This is a genomic window from Paenibacillus amylolyticus, from assembly GCF_001570725.1.
GTDB lineage: Bacteria > Bacillota > Bacilli > Paenibacillales > Paenibacillaceae > Paenibacillus > Paenibacillus amylolyticus_A.
Genome location: NZ_BCNV01000001.1, coordinates 1,971,534 through 1,991,717 on the forward strand (window position 1 = coordinate 1,971,534; position 20,184 = coordinate 1,991,717).

Sequence of the window (20,184 nt, forward strand, 5' to 3'; positions counted from 1 at the left end):
GTTCGACATAAGGACTACAGAAATACTTATGAAAAGAAAATAATGAATATTCGGACAACACCGAGACGGGGAGGACATATGAAAACAACGAAGATCTCATTTTTTATACTTTCACTGATGCTGCTCCTGGTGAGCGGTTTATCGGGATGGGCGGGGGAGGCCTCGGCAACATCCAATTCCGGTAAGACTTATGTTATCGGAACCGATATCACCTTTGCTCCATTCGAATATCAAGATGAGAATGGTGATTATGTTGGTATCGATATGGATTTGCTGGATGCTATCGCCAAAGATCAAAATTTCAAATATCAAATTAAAGCTCTGGGATTCAATGCAGCTGTTCAGGCACTTGAGACGAATCAGGTCGATGGTGTGATCGCAGGCATGAGTATTACCGATGAAAGAAAAGCGAAATTTGATTTTTCTGATACCTATTTTGAATCGGGCGTCGTGATGGGTGTCAGCGCAAACAATGACACCGTTAAAAGCTATGAAGATCTACGCGGTCAGAAAGTCGCTGTAAAAACAGGTACAGAAGGATACAGTTTTGCTGAGTCCATTGCTTCAGAGTATGGATTTACAATCGTCCCATTCGATGATTCTTCCCAAATGTATGACGATGTAAAGACGGGGAATTCCATAGCCTGCTTTGAAGATTATCCCGTACTGGCTTATGGTGTAAACCAGAAAAACGGTTTGAAAATTGTTACCGACAAAGAAGACGGCGCTCCTTACGGTTTTGCAGTAAGCAAGGGGAAAAACCAGGAGCTTCTGGAGATGTTTAATACAGGTCTCGCCAATATCAAAGCTAATGGTGAGTATAAGCGTATTACCGAGACATATCTTGGTGACAATGCTCCGACTGTTGCCAATCAAGGTCGCTGGGAGCTAATTCAGAAATCTCTTCCTGCCCTGTTTAAAGGTCTGGGAAACACACTTTTATACACCATTGTGTCCCTGTTCTTCGCGTTTATCATTGGTTTGATTTTCGGATTTATGAAGGTGGGACAGAACAAATTCCTTCGTGGTGTTGCGACTGTATTTGTAGATATCTTCCGCGGCATTCCGCTGATTGTCCTAGCATTCTTTATCTACTTCGGGATTCCACAGGCGATGGGCTTCACGATGCCTTTGTTCCTGGCGGCTATTTTGACACTTAGTCTGAATGCAGGGGCGTACGTAACCGAGATTATCCGAGGCGGGATTCAATCGATTGATCGTGGTCAAATGGAAGCTGCTCGTTCATTGGGACTTCCTTATCGCAAAGCGATGATAAAGATCGTCATTCCGCAGGCTGTTCGGGTGATGATTCCTTCCTTCATTAACCAGATGGTTATCACGTTGAAGGATACGTCAATCTTATCCGTTATTGGCCTCGTAGAGTTGACACAATCGGGTAAAATTGTAATTGCAAGAACTTTCTCCTCTTTTGACATTTGGTTAACGGTTGCTGTTATGTACCTGATTGTTATCATCACATTGACCAAAATTGCTGATTATCTGGAGGTGAAGGTTCGTCGTGGCTAAAATTAAAGTTGAAGGTTTGAAGAAGAGTTTCGGCACGAATCAGGTCCTGAAGGGCATTGATGTGGGCGTTAACGAAGGAGAGGTCGTCTGTGTCATCGGACCTTCCGGTTCAGGGAAAAGTACCTTCTTGCGTTGCATCAACCAATTGGAAGAGATTACGGCAGGCAGAGTTATTGTAGATAATCAGGATCTCAATGATCCTAAAACCAACATTAACAAAGCGCGTGAAAATATTGGAATGGTGTTTCAACATTTTAACTTATTCCCTCATTTTAGTGTTTTGAAAAATATTATGTTTGCGCCAAGAGAACTAGGGGTTTTAAACGCAGAACAGGCTCGGAAAACGGGCCTCAGCCTACTCGACCGTGTCGGATTGTCTGACAAAGCAGAGAGTTTCCCTAGTCAACTCTCCGGTGGACAAAAGCAACGGGTTGCGATCGCTCGTGCGCTCGCCATGAATCCGGACGTCATGTTATTTGATGAACCGACGTCGGCGCTGGACCCTGAGATGGTAGGAGAAGTACTTGGCGTAATGAAAGACCTCGCGAGCGAAGGTATGACGATGATCATCGTTACTCATGAGATGGGTTTCGCCCGCGAAGTAGCTGATCGCGTGATTTTCATGGACGGTGGTTACATTGTCGAGCAAGGGACTCCTGCTGAGATATTCGGAAATCCGAAGAATGAGCGGACGATCAGCTTTTTGGAAAAGGTACTCTAGCACTGAATCAAACAATCTGTACAGGTCATACATTGAAAGTCGCTATGTAAGCGGCTTTTTTTGTTATATTTATTAGGTGAAATCATAGAAAAAACCGGTCAAAATAAGCGAAGAGAGAGGTCAGTACTCCATGGAAAACGTTTCCCAAGAAGACCAACTGGAATCCATCAAAGCTTTTCAATCAACCATCCGTAAATCGGAAAATGCTCTAGCAAATATGATTCAGAAAAGTTCAAATACGACCTTATTACAAAAACGCCTCAATGCTCTACATATCGGTGCAGCGTTATTGGAAAATGTCTGGAATCATGAAGCTGAACCTCATCCATACACTAATGAAGAGATAACAGAAGCTCGCCTTGTTTTGGTTGGGTTGTTCCCATCCCTTGAGAGCATGTATGCTAAGTCCAAAGCAGGTAGCCCTCAAAAGACACTTCTGGAAAGAAGAATGAAAGCATTTCATCTAGCGGTTCAAGCGATGGATTCATATCGTCTATCGAATGGGGATTGAATGTAATCCATCTTAACGATGAACATGAAATGAAAGAGAGGTCTGTCTAATGAACGACAGATCTCTCTTTTTCTTTTGTGAGTTTAGGAAAACTGATACAGCCGCACACCATGCGCTGGCACAGTCGCAGCTAAGGAGTTCTCACTAAATTCAGCTGCTTCTCCACTCCACAAATTGATACCTTTCGTAATGCCCGAGAGGCCGATTTCCTCAATGGACAGATCCACAGGTAGAGCATTCTCACCTATGTTGAATACAGCGACGTAAGAGGAGCCATCCGCATGCTGGGCAGTCCACACAATAAGATCGTCTTTGCGTAAGGCTTCTTTGGCTCCGTAGCTCTCGCGATGCATTCGCAAAACCTCACGATTGGTTAACAGGGACAATGTCCAGTCATCGTTATCTCGCAACTCTCCACCGAAGATGAGAGGGGAACGGAAGATGCTCCACAGCGACATCATCGTCAACTGTTCGTCAGGCGTGAACCGAGTCCAGCGATCCGCTCCACCACCATCTACAGAACGGATACCGATATGACCCAAAGGCAACATATCACAGTCTGGCCAGCAGCCTGCTTGGGGAACGCCCTGCCATGTCCGGCAGCGGTCGAACATATCCAATAACAGCGGCCAAAGGTCCCAGAAATCGTCCGTGACCCGCCACATGTTGGCATGCTCGGCTAAGAATTCGGAGTATTCTACCGGAGCAGGGCCGGGAGAGAGACTCAGTACCATAGGCCGACCAGAGCGCTCAATCGCTTTGGATATCATTTCGATCTCAGGCTGATGGGTGTCATAGAGCCTTGAAGCAGCAATATCGTCTACTTTAACCAAGTCAACGCCCCATTGTGCATACAGTTCAAAAAGCGAATTATAATAGGCCTGTGCGCCTTCTTTTGAGCTATCGACACCATACATATCCGTATTCCAGGGACAGATGGAGTTCGGATGAGCAATATCGCGCGCAGTGGCGGTTGTACCCAGAATCGGAGTAGCCGCATGTGCAGCCTGACGTGGAATACCGCGCATGATGTGAATGCCGAATTGCAGTCCAAGACTATGAACGTAATCGGCTAATGGCTTAAATCCCTGTCCATTTGCAGCGGAAGGAAAGCGATTCTCAGCAGGCATAAGCCGTGAATATTCATCCATAATTAGTGGAACGAACGGACGATATTGCGAAGAATTGGCCAAAGGTTCGTACCATTGAATATCGACCGTAATGTAGCTCCAGCCGAAGTCTTTAAGATGTTCTGCCATGTACTCGGCGTTGCCACGGATTTCGTCTTCCTTAACGGCTGCACCGTAACAATCCCAGCTGTTCCAGCCAAGCGGTGGAGTTGATGCTGTAAGCGTATGATTCATGGTAAGGCTCCTTTATGGATTAATTATTGCTCTCGCTAAATTCATCATAATAAAGGAGTTTATTAATATCTACAGTAATGTTGAGTGTAGAATAGCAAAATATTGCGGTTAGTCGAAGAATAATTTACGGTACACAAGGCTTTCTCCGCCACTACGAAATTCACCTGGCGTAACCCCGGTTATGCTGCGAAAAGCTTTGATAAAGTAGCTTCCACTGGAATAGCCGACTTGTTCGGCGATGACTTCAACACTAAGGGTAGTTCCGCGCAGCAGTTCCATCGCCTTCTCAGTGCGTACACGGGTCAGATATGCACCTGGCGTTAAGCCTGTACTGGAGGAAAAGCGACGTATAAAGTGATATTTGGAAAGGGAAACCTGCTCGGCAAGGTGATCGATACTGATCATCTTGGAGTAATTGTTTTCTATGTATTTAACCGCTCTTTGAATGTTCTCAGACCAATTTTCCCTGTTGTGCAATGTTGTTTTTTGTAGTCGGGTCAATTCTGTCATGAACTGATACACACTGGATGATGCGATCAGAGGATCAGTAATTCGGCCTGCAGCCGCATCAGTCACGATCATCCGCAACAGTCGGATTGGTGTACAATCAGCGGGAAGATAGGGAACTTCTCCCGCTTCACGAAGAAATTTTCGCCAATGGGGCAGAATAAGAGTGGGCCTGAACAGCAGGAACAGAAACTCCCAAGGTTCTTTTGATGCTGGATGGTAGTAATAGCGATGTGGCCCTGGAATTTCTGCTAAAAAAGCTTGTCCTGCGGTAACATGATGAATACGATTATTCGACTCAAATACACCTTCACCTGAAATTGTATATTGGAACAACAGGAGAGGTCCGTCCGAACGCTCGAGTCCATCCCAATGATAAGAAGGATCGGTTATTGAATCACATCCAGCCGCAAACAGTACACACAGCTGGAGCTCCTTGTCTTCGGCGAATCGAAACCCGTAGGTTCCTCTGGGGATATTCATATCAGTTCTCCTTGTTGCCCTGAATTTTTACTGCGCTCCGCGAATGAAAAGTTCTACTAGCTTTTGGGCCAATGAAAAATTCGAACCATATTTGTGCAGGTTATCTTCCCGATTACCCATAAGCATCAAAGTCGAGAAGGTCTCTGCTAGGAAAAACGGATCGTCCGTCCGTAGTCTATTTTCATCGATTTCCCGTTGGAAATGAGCGGCTAACACTTCGTGTATCTGATGCTCAGCGTTGCGTATATCCTGAATTTGAGCATAGTCGAGAAAAGGCTCAGCTTTTCTGAGCATAGTTTCAATCTCTGCATGTGGATTGCCCAATCTGGCCTCTGCCAGACGAACAAGCCCCGACTCCAAATTCTCGGCCTGATCAAGCATCTGCGAGGTTAATTGACTCACATTGTGTAGCATCGTTGTAAAGGCAACCTTAAAAAGCTCTGGTTTGCTGGTGAAATGATAATAAATGGTTGGCTTTGACACGCTACATGCTTGGCCAATTTGCTGAAGCGTGACCGTTTCGTAGCCATACTCCATGAATAGCTTTGAAGCCGTTTGAATAATGGTTTGCTGAATAGAGATATCTTCGTCGCCATGTTTCGGTCTTCCAGGCAAACGTTTGGGTGATTTTTTTGTCATTGGACTTCCCTCCATGAATATTTTATGACAAATAACGATAGTAAGCAAAATCACTTGTAATTATACTTACCGGTAAGTATAATTTATAAAGAGTTAAAAAAGGCAACACATTATCCTCATGACAAGGTGGTTTTAGGGTTGAAGACAGCACAACGTACAAACAAATGGAAAAAGATAATCATGTGGACAATCTTGTCCATCGTTATCATCGTGGCCGGAGTTTTCGTATATCTCAATTCGGTTACGTATAGTCCTTCTGAGCGAGCTGAAACGGCGATGACAAGCGATGCTCAGGTTAATGTCACCAAGATTAAGGACGGTTACCGGTTTGAACCCTTGGGTACAGAGGTAACCGAACCGAATATTATTTTTTATCCGGGGGGTCTAGTTAAACCTGAAAGTTATTCTCCACTTGCCAGAGAAATGGCAGAACAGGGTCACCGTGTATACATCGCGAACATGCCGATAAATTTGGCGATTTTCGGTCAAAACAAGGCTGACTCCTTTATCGAGGAACATCCTAACGAAGCGTTTGTTATTGGCGGCCATTCATTGGGCGGGTCATTCGCAGCACGGTATGCTGCGGAGCACAAGGAGAATTTGGAAGGCGTCTTTTTCTTGGCTTCTTATGCAGACGAAGGGGGTAGCTTGAAGAATACGGACTTGTCTATCTTACAGATTACAGGCTCGGACGACGGAGTGCTTAACTGGGAAGACTGGGAGAACTCCAAAGCAAATCTTCCGGAAAAAACGACATATGTAAGTATCGAGGGTGGTAATCACGGTCAATTTGGCTCATACGGCATGCAAAAAGGAGATAATCAACCTGTTATTACGGAAGAAAAGCAGTTGGAAGAGGTTGTCGCAGCACTGGAGAACTGGATGGATACTTTAAATTAAACTATTAAATGAATGTATTGAATGGATAATTAACGTGGTACAATTGAAGTCGCTATTTTAGCGGCTTTTTTTGTTTGAAGAATTGCTTTAATTACCACTAATCGTTAACATTAGAAGCACTGTCATCGAAGTAGCAGCAAAACGAAGGACAGCAAGAGCAAGAACAGCAAAAGGAGAAAAGATTATGTTTTTCAGAAAATTCGCTTACACACTATTGATCATCATCGCCGCATTATTGTTCTCGGGCTGTACTTCACAGTCACTGCTTGATCTCGGCTCACCTCAAGTTTCGGAGGATATGGGATTTGATGAAGTTGCCAACTATATCTCTGAGCACAATGAACTCCCGCCAAATTACATTACCAAGAAAGAGGCCAGGGATCTGGGATGGGAACCAAGTGAAGGGAACCTGCATGAAGTGGCTCCAGGCAAAAGCATCGGCGGTGACGTATTCAGAAACCGGGAAGGATTACTCCCCAACAAAAAAGGCCGTATCTGGTACGAAGCCGATATAAATTACTCAGGAGGTCGGCGCGGAAGCGATCGAATTCTATACTCGAATGATGGTCTAATCTACCAGACGACAGATCATTATAAGTCATTTGAACAGTTAAAATAAATGGAGGGATTGCTATGAGCATCATTCAGATTAACGGAAACGATTTTCACAGCAAGGAAGAGCTTCATCAAAGTCTTCAAAACCAGCTTGAGTTAGATGAGAGCTATGGAGGCAATTTGGACGCACTATGGGATGTCTTGACTGGCGCTGTAAGCATGCCGCTTACTTTTCAATGGATCGGGTTCGAGAAGAGCAAAGAGATTCTTGGAGATTACGCTGACCAAGTCATGGAATTGTTGCGGGAAGTTGAAGCAGAGATCCAAGGATTCACGTTGGAACTATATTATTGAAAAGTATTATTGGGATTATGAGGCGATGGGCAACCATCGCTTTTTTGGTTTTCCACTACAGTTTGACTGAGACTCATGTCTAGATCATGCTATTTTCATGGCTTAATAATCAAGGTTGGAGTTAATAGACTTCCTTATACTTTAAGCATGGAATAGGATAGGCAGGACTTTAATCGTTTGTTAACGCTTGATATGTAAGCGTATACTATTCCGAAGTGAACCATCGTATTGTCTGCATTAGTTAACACGAATAACAACATCTAGGGGGCAGAGAAATAATGAGAGCCGTATCAAAAGTGCTAGGAGCTTGTCTCGTAACAAGTGTTGTGCTAGTTTCCGCTGGTTGCGGAAATGCTGCAGAGAATTCCGAATCGAATACCAGTGATCCCAACAGTCCGATTACATTTAGCTTTTTCGGCGCAGATGCAAGTCCCAACTGGAACAAAATGCAAGATGCTGTAGGGAAGAAAATTACGGAAGAAACCGGTGTAAGCATTGATGCAGAATTCGATATCTCGAGCGGAGGCGGCAACGACCGTATCTCCCTGATGGCTGCCAGCGGTGATTATCCCGACCTGATCTTCCCCAAAGGCAACTTAACCAGACTCGTTGATGCTGGTGCAATGGTTGATTTGACGGAGCTGATCGAAGAACATGCCCCCAATTTGAAAAAAATCTACGGTGAGCACTTCAATCGGTTGAAATACAGCAATGATGATCCTTCAATCTATTGGATTCCAACCAACGGTGCAATCGATCAAGTTAGCTTCGATGCCACGAACGGTGCGGCTATTCAACATCGTGTAGTCAAGGAACTCGGGTATCCTGAGATCAAAACCTTAAACGATTTCGAAAATGTGCTACGTGACTTTTACGAGAAGAATCCGACAACAGAAGATGGCCAACCTACAATTCCACTGACGCTTAGTGCAGATGGATGGCGGCGAATGATCACGGTTACCGATCCAGCTGCCATGTCTACGGGTGGCCCTGGAGATGGGGAGTATTTCATCGATCCTGACACTTACGAGGCTGTTCTCCATTACAAGCGGCCAGAGGAAAAGGAATATTTCCGGTGGTTGAACAAGATGTACAATGAAGGGTTGCTGGACAAAGACAGTTTTGTTCAAAAAGATGACCAGTACAAATCGAAAATCGCCAGCGGACGCGTGCTTTCGTTGCTTGATCCGAATTGGGGATTCAGTGATGCGGAAAATGCACTGAAAAGTGCAGGGAAAGACGACATGACCTACGGATTCTATCCGGTAACACTGGATGAAAGTTTTCAGCGCAAAGACTTCCAGAATATCGGCTTTGACGGTTATGGTATTGGCATAACGGTCGATTGTGAAGATCCTGTTCGGGCCATCAAGTTTTTGGATTGGATGTCTTCTGAAGAAGGGCAAGTATTGAGAAACTGGGGCGTTGAAGGCGAGCAATACAATGTGGAAGACGGTGTTCGCACCATCCCGGCAGATGTACAGGAACGTAAAAACAAAGACAATAACACATTTACCAAAGAAACCGGCGTAGGTTTGTACTACATTTTTGGTGCTCATTACGGGGATGGTGTTAAAGATTCAACGGATAACTACTATACAACGAATTATCCTGAACAGATTCAGCAAAGTTATTCTGATGAGGAAAAAGAAGCTCTGAAAGGCTATGGCATCACGACCTGGAAGGACTTGTTCCCTTCCGAAGAGGAATTCCCGGTAAAAGAGTGGGGTGCGGCTTACAATATGCCGATTCCATCCGATAGCGGAGATTATAATGTGGTGTATCAGAAAACACAGGATATTATTCAGAAGCGGATCGCCGAAGCGATTACATCCTCTCCGAGTGCTTTTGAAGGCATATATGACAATATGATTGCTGAACTTGATAATGCAGGTGCAGTAGGCATGGAACAGCAGTATACAGAGTGGATTAAAGATCGCGTTAGACTATGGACTGGAAAAGAGATCAATTAACTAACAGATATGATCATAATAAACGGATCAGATTCAACTCCCGATCCTGTAAAGAAAACATCGAGCCATGCAGGATGGCTCGATGTTTTTTTCTTTCATTGAATAAGCTGGTCATGATCTTGGTAATGCCTCCATCGCATCACGCCGTCGTTTGATATATCTACCCGGGGAGATGCCGACCATTTTGGTAAAACTGCGAATAAAATTGGCATAGTCACTGAATCCCGACTGAAAGCATGCATCCGTAATACTCATTCCTTCAGACAGGTGGAATTTGGCCCGTTCAATACGGCGACCCAACATGTAGGACCGGATCGTCAATCCGGTATGTTTCTTAAATTGGCGGCTAATGTAGGTGCTGTTCATATAGAACTCTTCGGCAAGTTTGCGAAGTGTAATGTCTTGATGTAGATGTATTTCAATATAATCCATGGTTTCACGAACCAGTTCAGGCATAATGTCATGTGGAACAAAGGAATTGTTATGAAACCAGACGTTAATCATGAGTAATAATTGGGCTACGGCTGCATTTATTTTGATGTCGGTGCCATAAGCATCAGAAGCAAGCAATTCTTCCAGTTCGTTCGTCCATTGCAGCATCTGTTTCAAGTTATAATCGTCTAAATGTACGATGTTGCCTGTCCCTTTGGGGCGATGATCAAAACATGATGATAAATTGGTTGATGGTGTAGACAACTGATATAGATATGTTTTTTTGAGATTGATGGTTATTCGTTCATACTCAGATTCATCCAGAATAAAGGCTCGGTGCATCTCCTCAGGTGACATCACAAGTAAATCCCCCGGCTGAACATGATAGCATCGATTATCTACATAGAAATGAACGTTGCCACGAAGAAACAGATAGATCTCATATGCATTATGGCGATGGTAAATGGTATCCAGCTTATACGTAGTTACGCGGTGTAGATACAGGAATTCAGGCTGGATAGGGTCATAGAAACACTCAGAGGATCCACTCATGAAACACCTCCCGTCATTTCACGCAATAAATAGAGCGCTTTACGCAATGAAATTGTATTCAGCTTACCTTAAAATGTAATCATCCTATCATGATACCTTTTGTATTGCAAACGCTTTCGGAGTAATGTGAAGATTAATACGTTTACAGGGGGATTCTTTCGATGAATCATAATTCTACATCACATGCTAATGTGCAAAAGCAAGACCCGTCAGCCAATCTGAAGAGTGTTACAGGAGAGATTGGAAAGCTTCATCCCAACGGTAACCCTCTGATGGCCCACAAATTCGGAGCCGATCCCTATGCTTTGGTATTTAACAATCGAGTCTACTTATATATGACTAGCGATAAGCTGGAATATGATCAGAATGGTCTTCCTCAGAAAAATAGTTATAGTTCAATCAATCGGATTACGGTGATTTCTTCAGATGATTTGGTCAATTGGACAGATCATGGCGAGATTAGAGTTGCTGGACCTCAAGGTGCTGCGACATGGGCTTCGCAATCCTGGGCCCCGGCCGCTGCTCATCGAATTATTGAAGGTAAAGACCGCTTCTTTTTATATTTCGCAAATAATGCCAGTGGAATCGGTGTATTGTCCGCACCAACACCTGTAGGTCCATGGGTAGATCCTATAGGAAAAGCACTCATTACAAGAGAGACTTCGGGAGTAGAAGAAGTGACCTGGTTATTCGATCCTGCTGTGTTCGTAGATGACGATCATCAAGCCTACATATACTTCGGTGGTGGTATTCCAGAGGGGAAGGCCGAGAGACCGGACACGGCAAGAGTGATGCGATTGGGAGATGATATGATCAGCGTTGTTGGCAAAGCAAAGGTCATCCCGGCGCCATATATGTTTGAGGATTCAGGAATACATAAATATAATAATATGTACTACTATACGTATTGCTCCAATTTTGACGAGGGTGATCGGCCAGAGGGAGATCCACCACCCGGTGAAATCGCATATATGACTAGCGTTCAGCCAATGGGACCATGGACATATCAGGGAACGTTGCTTCAGAATCCGGGTCACTTTTTTGATGTTGGCGGCAACAACCATCATGCTATATTCCAACTGGCGGATCAGTGGTACATTGCCTACCATGCCCAGACGTTGTGCCAAGCCATGAATATACCGGAAGGTTACCGCTCAACGCATCTCAATCGAGTGGAACATGACGAAACCTCTGGTCGGATCAAGAAGGTGCAAGCAGATTATCAGGGCGTAGATCAGATCAAGTGGTTCGATCCCTATCAACAGGTGACTGGTTCGACGATTGGGTGGAGTAGCGGCGTATCAACAGAGCAATGTCTTAACTCGAATGAGACGTCTGCTGAGATGGCAGCATCAGATTCGAATGTGATTTCTGCTAAGTTGCAAAGTGACAGTTGGATCGCTATATCGAACGTCGACTTTGGTAGTGAGGGACCTACAATCTTCAAAGCCCTTATTTTGAATCAAGCAACCGAAGGTGTGTTAGAGCTTCGGCTTGATCGTTCAGACGCACCGTTAATTGGAGAGCTGATTATCCCTTCCGCGACCGGATCACTTCACTGGGTGGAGCTAACAACTGAAGTTACGGGTGCGCAAGGTGAGCATGACTTGTATATTATGTTTAATGGTTCAACAGACAACTCGACCATCCTATTACGAGAATGGAAGTTTAATAGACAAAATGAGGTGTAATTGAAGCATGTATCCGAATCCAATTATATGGGCCGATTATCCGGATCTTGACGTCATTCGTGTAGATGACACATATTATATGGTCAGTACAACTATGCACATGATGCCGGGATGTGTCATTTTGCGTTCATATGATCTCATTCATTGGGAAGTAGCCACCTATGTATATGATAGGCTTGACGACACACCAGCCCAGCGGCTGGAGAATGGTCAGCACATTTATAGCAAAGGCATGTGGGCTGCATCCCTTCGTTATCATCAAGGGATGTTCTATGTGATCTTTGTCGCGAATGATACCCGTAAGACATACTTGTATACGTCGACCTCCATATCGGGAGTGTGGAAGAAACAGATCGTAGAAGGTTTCTACCATGATTGCTCCTTATTTTTCGACGATGATGAACGGATATATCTCGTGTACGGTAATACCGAGATCTATCTGACCGAATTAAGCGCTGATCTGTCTGGGCCCAAACCTGGTGGATTACATCGCTTGATCGTAAAAGACGAGCAGCCTCATCATCTTGGTTATGAAGGAGCACATTTCTACAAGATCAATGGTAAGTATATGGTGTTTCTGATTCATATCACGAAAGCTTCCGGGCGAAGAACACAGGCATTTTACATGGCTGACTCACTTGAAGGTGTCTTCACGGGTGGGGAAGTATTCAATGATGATATGGGTTATTTCAATTCAGGTATTGCTCAAGGCGGCATCGTGGATACGCCGGATGGGGACTGGTATGCAATGCTGTTTCAGGATCATGGGGCTGTTGGCCGCATTCCTGTTTTGGTTCCGCTACATTTTGATCAAGATACTCCGGTATTTGCAAGCAAAGCTCCGAAACAGATTGATATCCCAAGTACCAGACCTGAGCACCGTTATAACCCGTTGGTAGGCAGCGACCGTTTCAATTATGAAGCTGAAGAAGATGGAAGTGTACGCCTACGCGATTTTTGGCAATGGAACCATACACCTCATGATGAACTCTGGTCCGTTACAGAGAAACCGGGAGTTTATCGTGTTCGTACTGGACAGATCAGCCCAAATCTGACGTTTGCCGTAAACACACTAACCCAGCGTTCCATGGGGCCCGCTTGCGAAGCAACGGTCACGCTGGATGGCAGTCATCTGAAGGATGGAGATTTTGCGGGACTGTGCTTCCTGATCGGTTCATACGGTATGATCGCTCTTACGAGACAGGAAGGTAAGTTTTACTTGGTCATGCATGCTAGAGATAGTGTAGATTCAACGATATTTGGTAATCTGATCGATCAGGAGCCTGCTGCTGAACATTCACGTGTTCCGGTATCAGACCCCGTAGTTAAACTGAAAGCATACGGAAATTTTGAGAACAATCTGGATGAGTGCTCTTTTGCCTACTTCGATGGGACTGAATGGGTAGAGATAGGGATTGCCCATAAAATGATATATAAACTGGATCATTTTATGGGTTGCCGGATAGGGTTGTTCCTATATTCAACCGAAATGGTTGGAGGAACAGCTGATTTTTCGAGTTTCGAATATCGCGTGATTCATCCTGATTGAGCACAATGATGAGAACAGTGAGAATTTGTAAAAGCCGCCGAACAGCGGCTTTTCGTATTCAATGGGTATAAGTTGTTGTACAATGATATGGATTCAAATCGACAGAGAGAAGAGAGATGTTCAAACCGAACTGGGGGCATGTCATCATGTATAAGAGATGTCTGGACATAACAAGATGGACCTTCATTCTGTTTCTTGCTGTGTCCATTCCAGCAGGTCATACCGAAGGGAACTCCAAACAATATCATCCGCAGCCAGATGGGCAGCAGATTCAACTTCCCTCTTCGATTGAGAGGTATTCTCCTCCCATAGAGGTCTCTTTTGTCAGGGAAACTGGAGATGACCTTGAGCGAATGATTAACCAGTTGCCTGGTGAGACGATGCTGGATAATCGTTGGACTCGTTTGTACGAAAAAGAACTAGGTATTCAAATTCATTATGACTGGATTGCGAACGGGGATGTGTATAGTCAGAAGCTGGGTGTATCCCTCGCTGCAGGACGTTTCCCGGATGTGGTCAAAGTGAATCCATATCAACTTAGACAACTAAGCAATGCTGGAATGATCGAAGATTTAACCGATGTGTACCAAGAGTACGCTTCCCCACTAACAAAGAGTATTTTGGAGGCGGAGGGAAGAGGAGCATTCGACGCGGCAACCATTGACGGCAAACTTATGGCGATTCCCGAATCATCTTCCTCCATTGAGACTGCGCAGTACCTGTGGATTAGAACCGATTGGTTGGAGCATCTGGGGCTACGGCCGCCTGAAACGCTGGAAGATGTGCTTCAAATATCGAAAGCGTTTACACAGAGAGATCCCGACGGGAACGGAGAGCGGGATACGTACGGACTGGCGCTAACGAATCACTTATGGGACCCCGTTATGGGAGCTGCAGGATTCATGTCCGGATATGGTGCCTTCCCTAATATATGGGTCAAAGATGCAGAAGGAAACCTCACTTATGGAGGCATACAGCCTGAAGTTCGCGAGGCGTTGCAAGTATTGCAAACGATGTATCTCGAAGGCCAATTTGATCCAGATTTTGGTTACAAAAGTGGCAGCAAGGCGTTTCGTATGGTTCAGGATGGGAGAATAGGGATGCTCTACGGCGAACAGTGGACATCCTTTATGCTTCAGACTACACGGGCTACAGATACAGATGTAGAATGGCAGGCATATCCAATTACTGCAAAGTCAGGCAAAGACCTCAAGGTACCTCTCCGTTCTAACACAGGGCAATACTTTGCTGTAAAAAAAGGGTTCTCTAACCCGGAAGTTGTCGTTAAGCTCATGAATCTGCATCTCGAAACGAACTGGGGGGATGAGGCAGAGTACGAAGCCTATTACAATGATGATTCCCGAGCCGTGTGGATGCTCTCACCGGTTACGCCTTTTCCCGGCAATAAAAATATAGATGCCTACAAACAAATTCGTGATGCCAGAAGCACAGGAGACTTCTCTGTTCTCCAGAATGAAGCTCTCGCCATTCACAAACGAATTGCAGCCTATGAATCGGAAGGTGTGGATAGCGGCTGGGGTTGGAAACAAACCTATGGACCTTCGGGTGCCTTTAGCATTGCAGATTCATATGAGAAAAACGACCAACTTCTCTATGATGAGTTCACGGGCGGTATTACGGACACGATGGTTGATCGACAGATTATTCTTCGGGATCTTCAGCTTGAAGCTTATATGAACATTATTCTCGGTAAGCCAATAGATGAGTTTGATCGATTTGTACAGAACTGGCGCAAGCTGGGCGGAGATCAGATTACATCGGAAGTTAACGCGTGGTATACAACCAACAAGCCAAAGGAGCACTAACGTTCTCATTAACTTTACTCATATAAGGAACTAATTTAGTTTTTGGCATTGGAGGTGATGTATTGATCAAGATCCCTGCTAAATCATGGTTTAACAGTATATTTGCACGCTTAATCTTCACCTATCTCGTATTTGTGCTTCCCCTTATTCTTCTTGGCGTGTATCTATATCACTGGAGTTATGATAATGCAAGCCAGGAAATATCCTTGTCAACGGAGAGACGATTGAACCAATATGTCGTGGAATTGAACAGGGAGCTGGAATGGATGGAGTTACAGCAGTTTGATATCGTCGAGGATCGTAAACTGAATCGTCTGGCTATTCTCTGGGAGATGATGGATCAGGTTGAGCGTCGTGATACGTTGAATTATTTATCGGAACGGCTCGCTACGTTCAAAAACAGCACGGCTTACATCAAGAACGTTCATGTACATATCCCTACAGTCGACAAAAGTATATCCGCGACACAAGGCATCGACGATTTCGATAAAAGTTCGTATCTGTACTTCAGTTCAGGCACAGAAGGAAAAGGTACACGATTCACTGTGAAAGAGGACACTCTGAACTTGAGTGCAGTCCGGTTGACAGGCAAGAGAGAAGAAGCGCCGCTTTTTGTCATTCAAGTGGAACTGGATACCGAGCATTTTCAAAATGAACTCACGCGGCTTAATCTGTACCCGGAGAGTTCAACTTTTCTGATGGAGGACAAAACGGGACATGCCATCACAGATAAGCAAGAAAGTAGTGTTATTCTGGCGAATTACCGTGAGCACAGTGTAAAAGGTACACTTGATGGTTTTCGGATGAAAGTGGGGGACACCATGTATCATGTGAGTCAGTTGCATATGGACTCGCTGGGAATATCCGTAGCTACATATTTGCCTGAAGAAATTGTAACCAGACCACTTAGCAAGTTCTATCATTGGGCTTGGTTATTTGCCATTACATCATTTGTTGCGATCACGGCTTATCTCTATTCAAGCTACAAGCTGATCCACATTCCATTGTTATTGTTGGTGAAAAGGTTCAAAAAAATGGAGGGAGGCGTACTTGATGTTCCCATCGCGCACAATCGAAAGGACGAGTTTGGCTTCCTCTACACCCGTTTCAATCAGATGATTGAAAATCTTCAATCTCTGATCGATCGAGATTTCAAAAAAACAATGATGATGCAACGGGCCGAATTGAAACAGCTCCAATCCCAAATTAATCCTCATTTTTTGTACAATAGCTTCTTTATTCTAAATTCGCTTGCAAGAACAGGCGAAACAGAACGTATTGAGCAATTCACTAACATGCTTGGTGAGTATTTCAGGTTCATTACCCGGAATGAAACAGATCATGTCCAGTTGAAAGAGGAAGTGGAGCATTCACGAATCTATACGGATATTCAACAGTTGCGATTTTCCAGACGAATCAAGGTCGATTTCGGGACACTACCTGCTAATATGGAACATATTCACGTTCCGAGGCTCATCATTCAACCCATTATTGAGAACGCCTATGAACACAGCCTGGAAAAGAATACGGATTCCGGTCTTCTACTCATCCGATTCAATCTTGAAGGTTCGCATGCCGAGATCACGGTGGAGGACAACGGGAATGAGTTAGAGGAAGGACACATCCATGTTCTCCAACAACGTATGCATAAAGACGGAGGTACAGAAGAAATGACTGGCTTAATGAATATACACCGACGTCTGGTCCTGACGTATGGAGAAGGAAGTGGCCTTTTCCTATCCAGAAGTGAACTGCAGGGATTAAAAGTCACAATTCGAATCCAGTGGAAAGAGGGAGAAAACGAATGTATCGACTTTTAATTGTAGATGATGAGGAAATTATTACGGACAGTCTCTATGAAACGTTTGCCAGACATATGCCTGACCGGCTTGACGTATGCAAGGCCTATTCCGCCGCTGAAGCTTTGTCCTGGATGCGTAGATCAAGAATCGATATCGTGTTAACGGACATCCGCATGCCGGGGATGAGTGGCCTGGAACTGACCGAGCAGATTCAAGCTAGCTGGCCGAACTGTCGCGTCATTTTCCTGACAGGACATAGCGATTTTGATTATGCCTATCGAGCTTTTCAGATGTCCAATGTGCGTTATTTGCTCAAAACGGAAGGCTATGACAAGGTACTGTCTGTTGTCGAAAATGTGATGGAAGAGATCCGGCAGAGTCACAGTATGCTTGAATTATTGGAACGATCTCGTGAAGTAAACTCCCAGCTTGCCGTGATTCAGCAAGAGGAATATTTGCGGAAGCTACTTCAGGATTGTACTACAATCATATCTAATCCGCTTGTAATGCGAGATGAATTCACGAAACGAAATATTCTCTTGCAGGTGAACTCGCCAGTGTATCTCATACTGGGTCGGTTTAACACCCCACCAGAAACAGGATCGGAGCTCACACAACTCCAGGAATCTGTGCGCATTATCGGCTCTTCGCTAATGCATGAGCGTACAGTGTACGTCAGTGTAACGGACCATCATGGGGATACGATCTGGCTGCTTCAGCCGAAGCAGGAGCAAGAGCAAGAGATAGCGAATGATAAACTTGTGCGATTTCTGGAGGGGACATTGGAACTGGTACAGGAAGCTTGCATGGTATCCCTTGGCGTATCCATTGCTTTTTCATTAAGTGGGCGAAGCTGCGACTGGTCCGAGTTAACTAAACAATATGAACGGCTGAGATTGCTCCAGTGGATGAAAATTGGAGACGGTGTATCCATGGTACTCACCGATCTTCGCAATGATTTTTCGGCTGGTGTACCCAAAGAAGCGATCCGGCTCTCAAGCCGAATCGAGATTATGTCGGGCTATTTGGAAACGGGGCGAATTCAACCATTTTACGATAGTTTTGAGGAGCTTGCTGGAGAACTGTTGCAACAGGAGATTACGATGGAACGCGCTATGGAGACATATTATCATCTGGCATTGTTGTTGCATTCGACAATCAATCGATGGGGGCTCCAAGATAAAATACCAGATCAGCGAAGTTTGCTTCATTTGGGGGAGTATACCTGTATGAAAGATGCTGTACAATATCTCTACCTTGTTGCCGACGAACTAGTTCGATTCAAGAGATCCAATGAACAAGAACGCGCCAACATCGTGATTCATTCCTTGTGCAGTTACGTGAAGGAGAACCTTGAGAAAGATCTTTCTCTGGTGAGACTGGCTGAACTTCATCATTTTAATCCATCCTATCTATCGCGATTCTTTAAGCAGGAAATGGGGATAAACGTGTCAGAGTTCATTGACGACTGCCGAATACGGAAAGCCAAAGAATTGCTTCAGAACACAAATCTTATGGTACGTGAGGTCGCACTTCAAGTGGGGTACGAGGCTGCACATTCGTTTACCCGACTTTTTAAGAAAATAACGGGAATGACTCCCCAAGAATACCGGGAATCCCTTTTGGTACGTTAATGGTGAATCCTTTGGAATTGACCAAACCCAAATAACCACAAAAAAAAGCAGGATGTATTCTTCAGCCTGCTTTTTTTGTGGTTATTATCTACTTGATAAACAAAGCGATTCGGCGTTTCACCTTAGGCCGTGTTGATTTTTTGTCTTCTATATGCATTGGGACTCGATCCGGCATACGCTTTGAACTTTTTATAGAACCAATCAATATCCTTATAGCCTACCTCAATAGCAATCTCATATATTCGCAGATTTGTGGAAGACAACAACTGCTGGGCCTTTTCCATACGTTGCTGGAGCATATAATCATTGAAAGACATCTTCTCTTCCAGCTTGAACTTCTGTCCAAGGTACGCACAGTTAAAATGAAGCATGTCAGAGATCTTCTTTAGCGTGATTTCATCACTCAGATGATCCCGTACATAGGCCTTGACGATACGAATGACATGACTGGAGTGCATGGGTTTACCATTCATTTGAACGGGTGTTTTGAAGAACGACGACGTTTTGTGTGCCGGGTCGGTTTCAAGGTGGGATCGAAGTCCATGCAGACTGTTAAGTAAAGTAGAGGGACTAACAGGATACGGGAGATAATCATTTACCTGATACGTCAGGGCTTTGCGTACAAACCTGAAGTGATCTCTTCCACCCATAAGGAGGATGGGTATCTGACTTTTCTTTCGAATGTTGTTGCATAACCAGAGCCCCGCGGTATCAAACCTCTCTGTATGTACCATAACAAGGGAAAAGTCTCGTTCTGACAATGCGGTCAAAGCCTCGGCCGATGAGAACACACAATTTGCGATAGTATATTGAGCTTTGCTCCGTAGCAACATCTGTTGCAACTCTCCGCACAAACGACGGCTGAAATCCACAAGTAAAATATCATACATGAAGCAATACCTCACCTTCTGCTGAATTGTAATGCGCTAGATTAACTGAAATTTGACTTAATTTCATTATGGTAATAAAAGAAAGCGCATACAATATGCATATTTTTGTAGACAGTGCATTTCTTTACCAATTAAAACCTCTAATGCACTTTGCTCGCGCAAAATTACGCAAATCTATATTCAGCCCGGGTAAACATCTGTATTCCGGCAGGTTGTTTGCGCTTTCATTGTGACGATACACTGTGAGAGCAAACGACAATCAGGGGGGAAGACG

17 protein-coding genes are annotated in these 20,184 nt (G+C 44.5%); 12 read left to right on the forward strand and 5 right to left on the reverse strand.

Annotated elements, in window-relative coordinates:
- The first annotated feature begins 78 nt into the window (after positions 1-78).
- The 3 genes from PAHA3_RS08845 to PAHA3_RS08855 all read left to right on the forward strand — a co-directional run bounded on the left by PAHA3_RS08845 (position 79) and on the right by PAHA3_RS08855 (position 2,759).
- On the forward strand, positions 79-1,527 hold the full coding sequence (locus PAHA3_RS08845; protein ID WP_062834398.1) for an amino acid ABC transporter substrate-binding protein/permease: 1,449 nt from the start codon (positions 79-81) through the stop codon (positions 1,525-1,527).
- On the forward strand, positions 1,520-2,248 hold the full coding sequence (locus PAHA3_RS08850) for an amino acid ABC transporter ATP-binding protein (protein ID WP_062834399.1): 729 nt from the start codon (positions 1,520-1,522) through the stop codon (positions 2,246-2,248). The genes PAHA3_RS08845 and PAHA3_RS08850 overlap by 8 nt, the downstream gene beginning before the upstream one ends.
- Before the next feature lie 130 nt (positions 2,249-2,378).
- Complete coding sequence (locus PAHA3_RS08855; RefSeq protein ID WP_062834400.1) at positions 2,379-2,759, forward strand: hypothetical protein; 381 nt, start codon at positions 2,379-2,381, stop codon at positions 2,757-2,759.
- 83 nt (positions 2,760-2,842) lie between these two features.
- On the opposite strand, the gene PAHA3_RS08860 is transcribed toward PAHA3_RS08855, so the two are convergent.
- The 3 genes from PAHA3_RS08860 to PAHA3_RS08870 all read right to left on the reverse strand — a co-directional run bounded on the left by PAHA3_RS08860 (position 2,843) and on the right by PAHA3_RS08870 (position 5,752).
- On the reverse strand, positions 2,843-4,123 hold the full coding sequence (locus PAHA3_RS08860; RefSeq protein ID WP_062834401.1) for a glycoside hydrolase family 27 protein: 1,281 nt from the start codon (positions 4,121-4,123) through the stop codon (positions 2,843-2,845).
- 108 nt (positions 4,124-4,231) lie between these two features.
- Positions 4,232-5,113 carry an AraC family transcriptional regulator gene (locus tag PAHA3_RS08865; RefSeq protein ID WP_062834402.1) on the reverse strand — a complete coding sequence of 294 codons (882 nt, stop codon included), beginning with the start codon at positions 5,111-5,113 and terminating at the stop codon, positions 4,232-4,234.
- Between the two features lie 27 nt (positions 5,114-5,140).
- On the reverse strand, positions 5,141-5,752 hold the full coding sequence (locus PAHA3_RS08870) for a TetR/AcrR family transcriptional regulator (protein ID WP_062834403.1): 612 nt from the start codon (positions 5,750-5,752) through the stop codon (positions 5,141-5,143).
- A 138-nt stretch (positions 5,753-5,890) separates the two neighbouring features.
- Here PAHA3_RS08870 and PAHA3_RS08875 point away from each other — a divergent pair, with 138 nt between their 5' ends.
- From PAHA3_RS08875 to PAHA3_RS08890, 4 genes are all read left to right on the forward strand, one after another.
- The gene (locus PAHA3_RS08875; RefSeq protein ID WP_082762749.1) at positions 5,891-6,652 is read left to right on the forward strand and encodes an alpha/beta hydrolase; all 762 of its coding nucleotides are present in this window, start codon (positions 5,891-5,893) and stop codon (positions 6,650-6,652) included.
- A 184-nt stretch (positions 6,653-6,836) separates the two neighbouring features.
- Complete coding sequence (locus tag PAHA3_RS08880; RefSeq protein WP_062834404.1) at positions 6,837-7,271, forward strand: ribonuclease domain-containing protein; 435 nt, start codon at positions 6,837-6,839, stop codon at positions 7,269-7,271.
- 14 nt (positions 7,272-7,285) lie between these two features.
- Positions 7,286-7,561 (forward strand): barstar family protein, encoded by a 276-nt coding sequence (locus PAHA3_RS08885; protein WP_062834405.1) that lies wholly within the window; start codon positions 7,286-7,288, stop codon positions 7,559-7,561.
- Between the two features lie 278 nt (positions 7,562-7,839).
- Complete coding sequence (locus PAHA3_RS08890) at positions 7,840-9,534, forward strand: ABC transporter substrate-binding protein (protein ID WP_062834406.1); 1,695 nt, start codon at positions 7,840-7,842, stop codon at positions 9,532-9,534.
- Positions 9,535-9,645: 111 nt separating this feature from the next.
- Here PAHA3_RS08890 and PAHA3_RS08895 read toward each other — a convergent pair whose 3' ends face one another.
- Positions 9,646-10,518, reverse strand: a complete 873-nt coding sequence (locus PAHA3_RS08895; protein ID WP_062834407.1) for an AraC family transcriptional regulator — start codon at positions 10,516-10,518, stop codon at positions 9,646-9,648.
- 161 nt (positions 10,519-10,679) lie between these two features.
- Here PAHA3_RS08895 and PAHA3_RS08900 point away from each other — a divergent pair, with 161 nt between their 5' ends.
- From PAHA3_RS08900 to PAHA3_RS08920, 5 genes are all read left to right on the forward strand, one after another.
- The gene (locus PAHA3_RS08900; protein ID WP_062834408.1) at positions 10,680-12,209 is read left to right on the forward strand and encodes a glycoside hydrolase family 43 protein; all 1,530 of its coding nucleotides are present in this window, start codon (positions 10,680-10,682) and stop codon (positions 12,207-12,209) included.
- Positions 12,210-12,216: 7 nt separating this feature from the next.
- On the forward strand, positions 12,217-13,758 hold the full coding sequence (locus tag PAHA3_RS08905; RefSeq protein WP_062834409.1) for a glycoside hydrolase family 43 protein: 1,542 nt from the start codon (positions 12,217-12,219) through the stop codon (positions 13,756-13,758).
- A gap of 146 nt (positions 13,759-13,904) precedes the next feature.
- Positions 13,905-15,584, forward strand: coding sequence for an extracellular solute-binding protein (locus PAHA3_RS08910; protein WP_201028076.1), 1,680 nt, complete (start codon positions 13,905-13,907; stop codon positions 15,582-15,584).
- A gap of 62 nt (positions 15,585-15,646) precedes the next feature.
- Positions 15,647-17,404: a sensor histidine kinase gene (locus PAHA3_RS08915; RefSeq protein WP_062834410.1), complete on the forward strand. Its 1,758-nt coding sequence runs from the start codon at positions 15,647-15,649 to the stop codon at positions 17,402-17,404.
- Positions 17,389-19,020: a response regulator gene (locus tag PAHA3_RS08920; protein WP_062834411.1), complete on the forward strand. Its 1,632-nt coding sequence runs from the start codon at positions 17,389-17,391 to the stop codon at positions 19,018-19,020. Before PAHA3_RS08915 ends, PAHA3_RS08920 begins: the two co-directional genes overlap by 16 nt.
- Before the next feature lie 122 nt (positions 19,021-19,142).
- Here PAHA3_RS08920 and PAHA3_RS08925 read toward each other — a convergent pair whose 3' ends face one another.
- Positions 19,143-19,910, reverse strand: a complete 768-nt coding sequence (locus tag PAHA3_RS08925) for a helix-turn-helix domain-containing protein (protein ID WP_062834412.1) — start codon at positions 19,908-19,910, stop codon at positions 19,143-19,145.
- Positions 19,911-20,184 lie beyond the last annotated feature (274 nt).

What these genes read in the sequence shown, in the direction of transcription:
- PAHA3_RS08845 (WP_062834398.1), top strand. Translation starts at nt 79, where the DNA reads ATGAAAACAACGAAGATCTCATTTTTTATACTTTCACTGATGCTGCTC.
- PAHA3_RS08855 (WP_062834400.1), top strand. Translation starts at nt 2,379, where the DNA reads ATGGAAAACGTTTCCCAAGAAGACCAACTGGAATCCATCAAAGCTTTT.
- PAHA3_RS08860 (WP_062834401.1), bottom strand. Translation starts at nt 4,123, where the DNA reads ATGAATCATACGCTTACAGCATCAACTCCACCGCTTGGCTGGAACAGC.
- PAHA3_RS08865 (WP_062834402.1), bottom strand. Translation starts at nt 5,113, where the DNA reads ATGAATATCCCCAGAGGAACCTACGGGTTTCGATTCGCCGAAGACAAG.
- PAHA3_RS08870 (WP_062834403.1), bottom strand. Translation starts at nt 5,752, where the DNA reads ATGACAAAAAAATCACCCAAACGTTTGCCTGGAAGACCGAAACATGGC.
- PAHA3_RS08880 (WP_062834404.1), top strand. Translation starts at nt 6,837, where the DNA reads ATGTTTTTCAGAAAATTCGCTTACACACTATTGATCATCATCGCCGCA.
- PAHA3_RS08885 (WP_062834405.1), top strand. Translation starts at nt 7,286, where the DNA reads ATGAGCATCATTCAGATTAACGGAAACGATTTTCACAGCAAGGAAGAG.
- PAHA3_RS08890 (WP_062834406.1), top strand. Translation starts at nt 7,840, where the DNA reads ATGAGAGCCGTATCAAAAGTGCTAGGAGCTTGTCTCGTAACAAGTGTT.
- PAHA3_RS08895 (WP_062834407.1), bottom strand. Translation starts at nt 10,518, where the DNA reads ATGAGTGGATCCTCTGAGTGTTTCTATGACCCTATCCAGCCTGAATTC.
- PAHA3_RS08900 (WP_062834408.1), top strand. Translation starts at nt 10,680, where the DNA reads ATGAATCATAATTCTACATCACATGCTAATGTGCAAAAGCAAGACCCG.
- PAHA3_RS08905 (WP_062834409.1), top strand. Translation starts at nt 12,217, where the DNA reads ATGTATCCGAATCCAATTATATGGGCCGATTATCCGGATCTTGACGTC.
- PAHA3_RS08910 (WP_201028076.1), top strand. Translation starts at nt 13,905, where the DNA reads ATGTATAAGAGATGTCTGGACATAACAAGATGGACCTTCATTCTGTTT.
- PAHA3_RS08920 (WP_062834411.1), top strand. Translation starts at nt 17,389, where the DNA reads ATGTATCGACTTTTAATTGTAGATGATGAGGAAATTATTACGGACAGT.
- PAHA3_RS08925 (WP_062834412.1), bottom strand. Translation starts at nt 19,910, where the DNA reads ATGTATGATATTTTACTTGTGGATTTCAGCCGTCGTTTGTGCGGAGAG.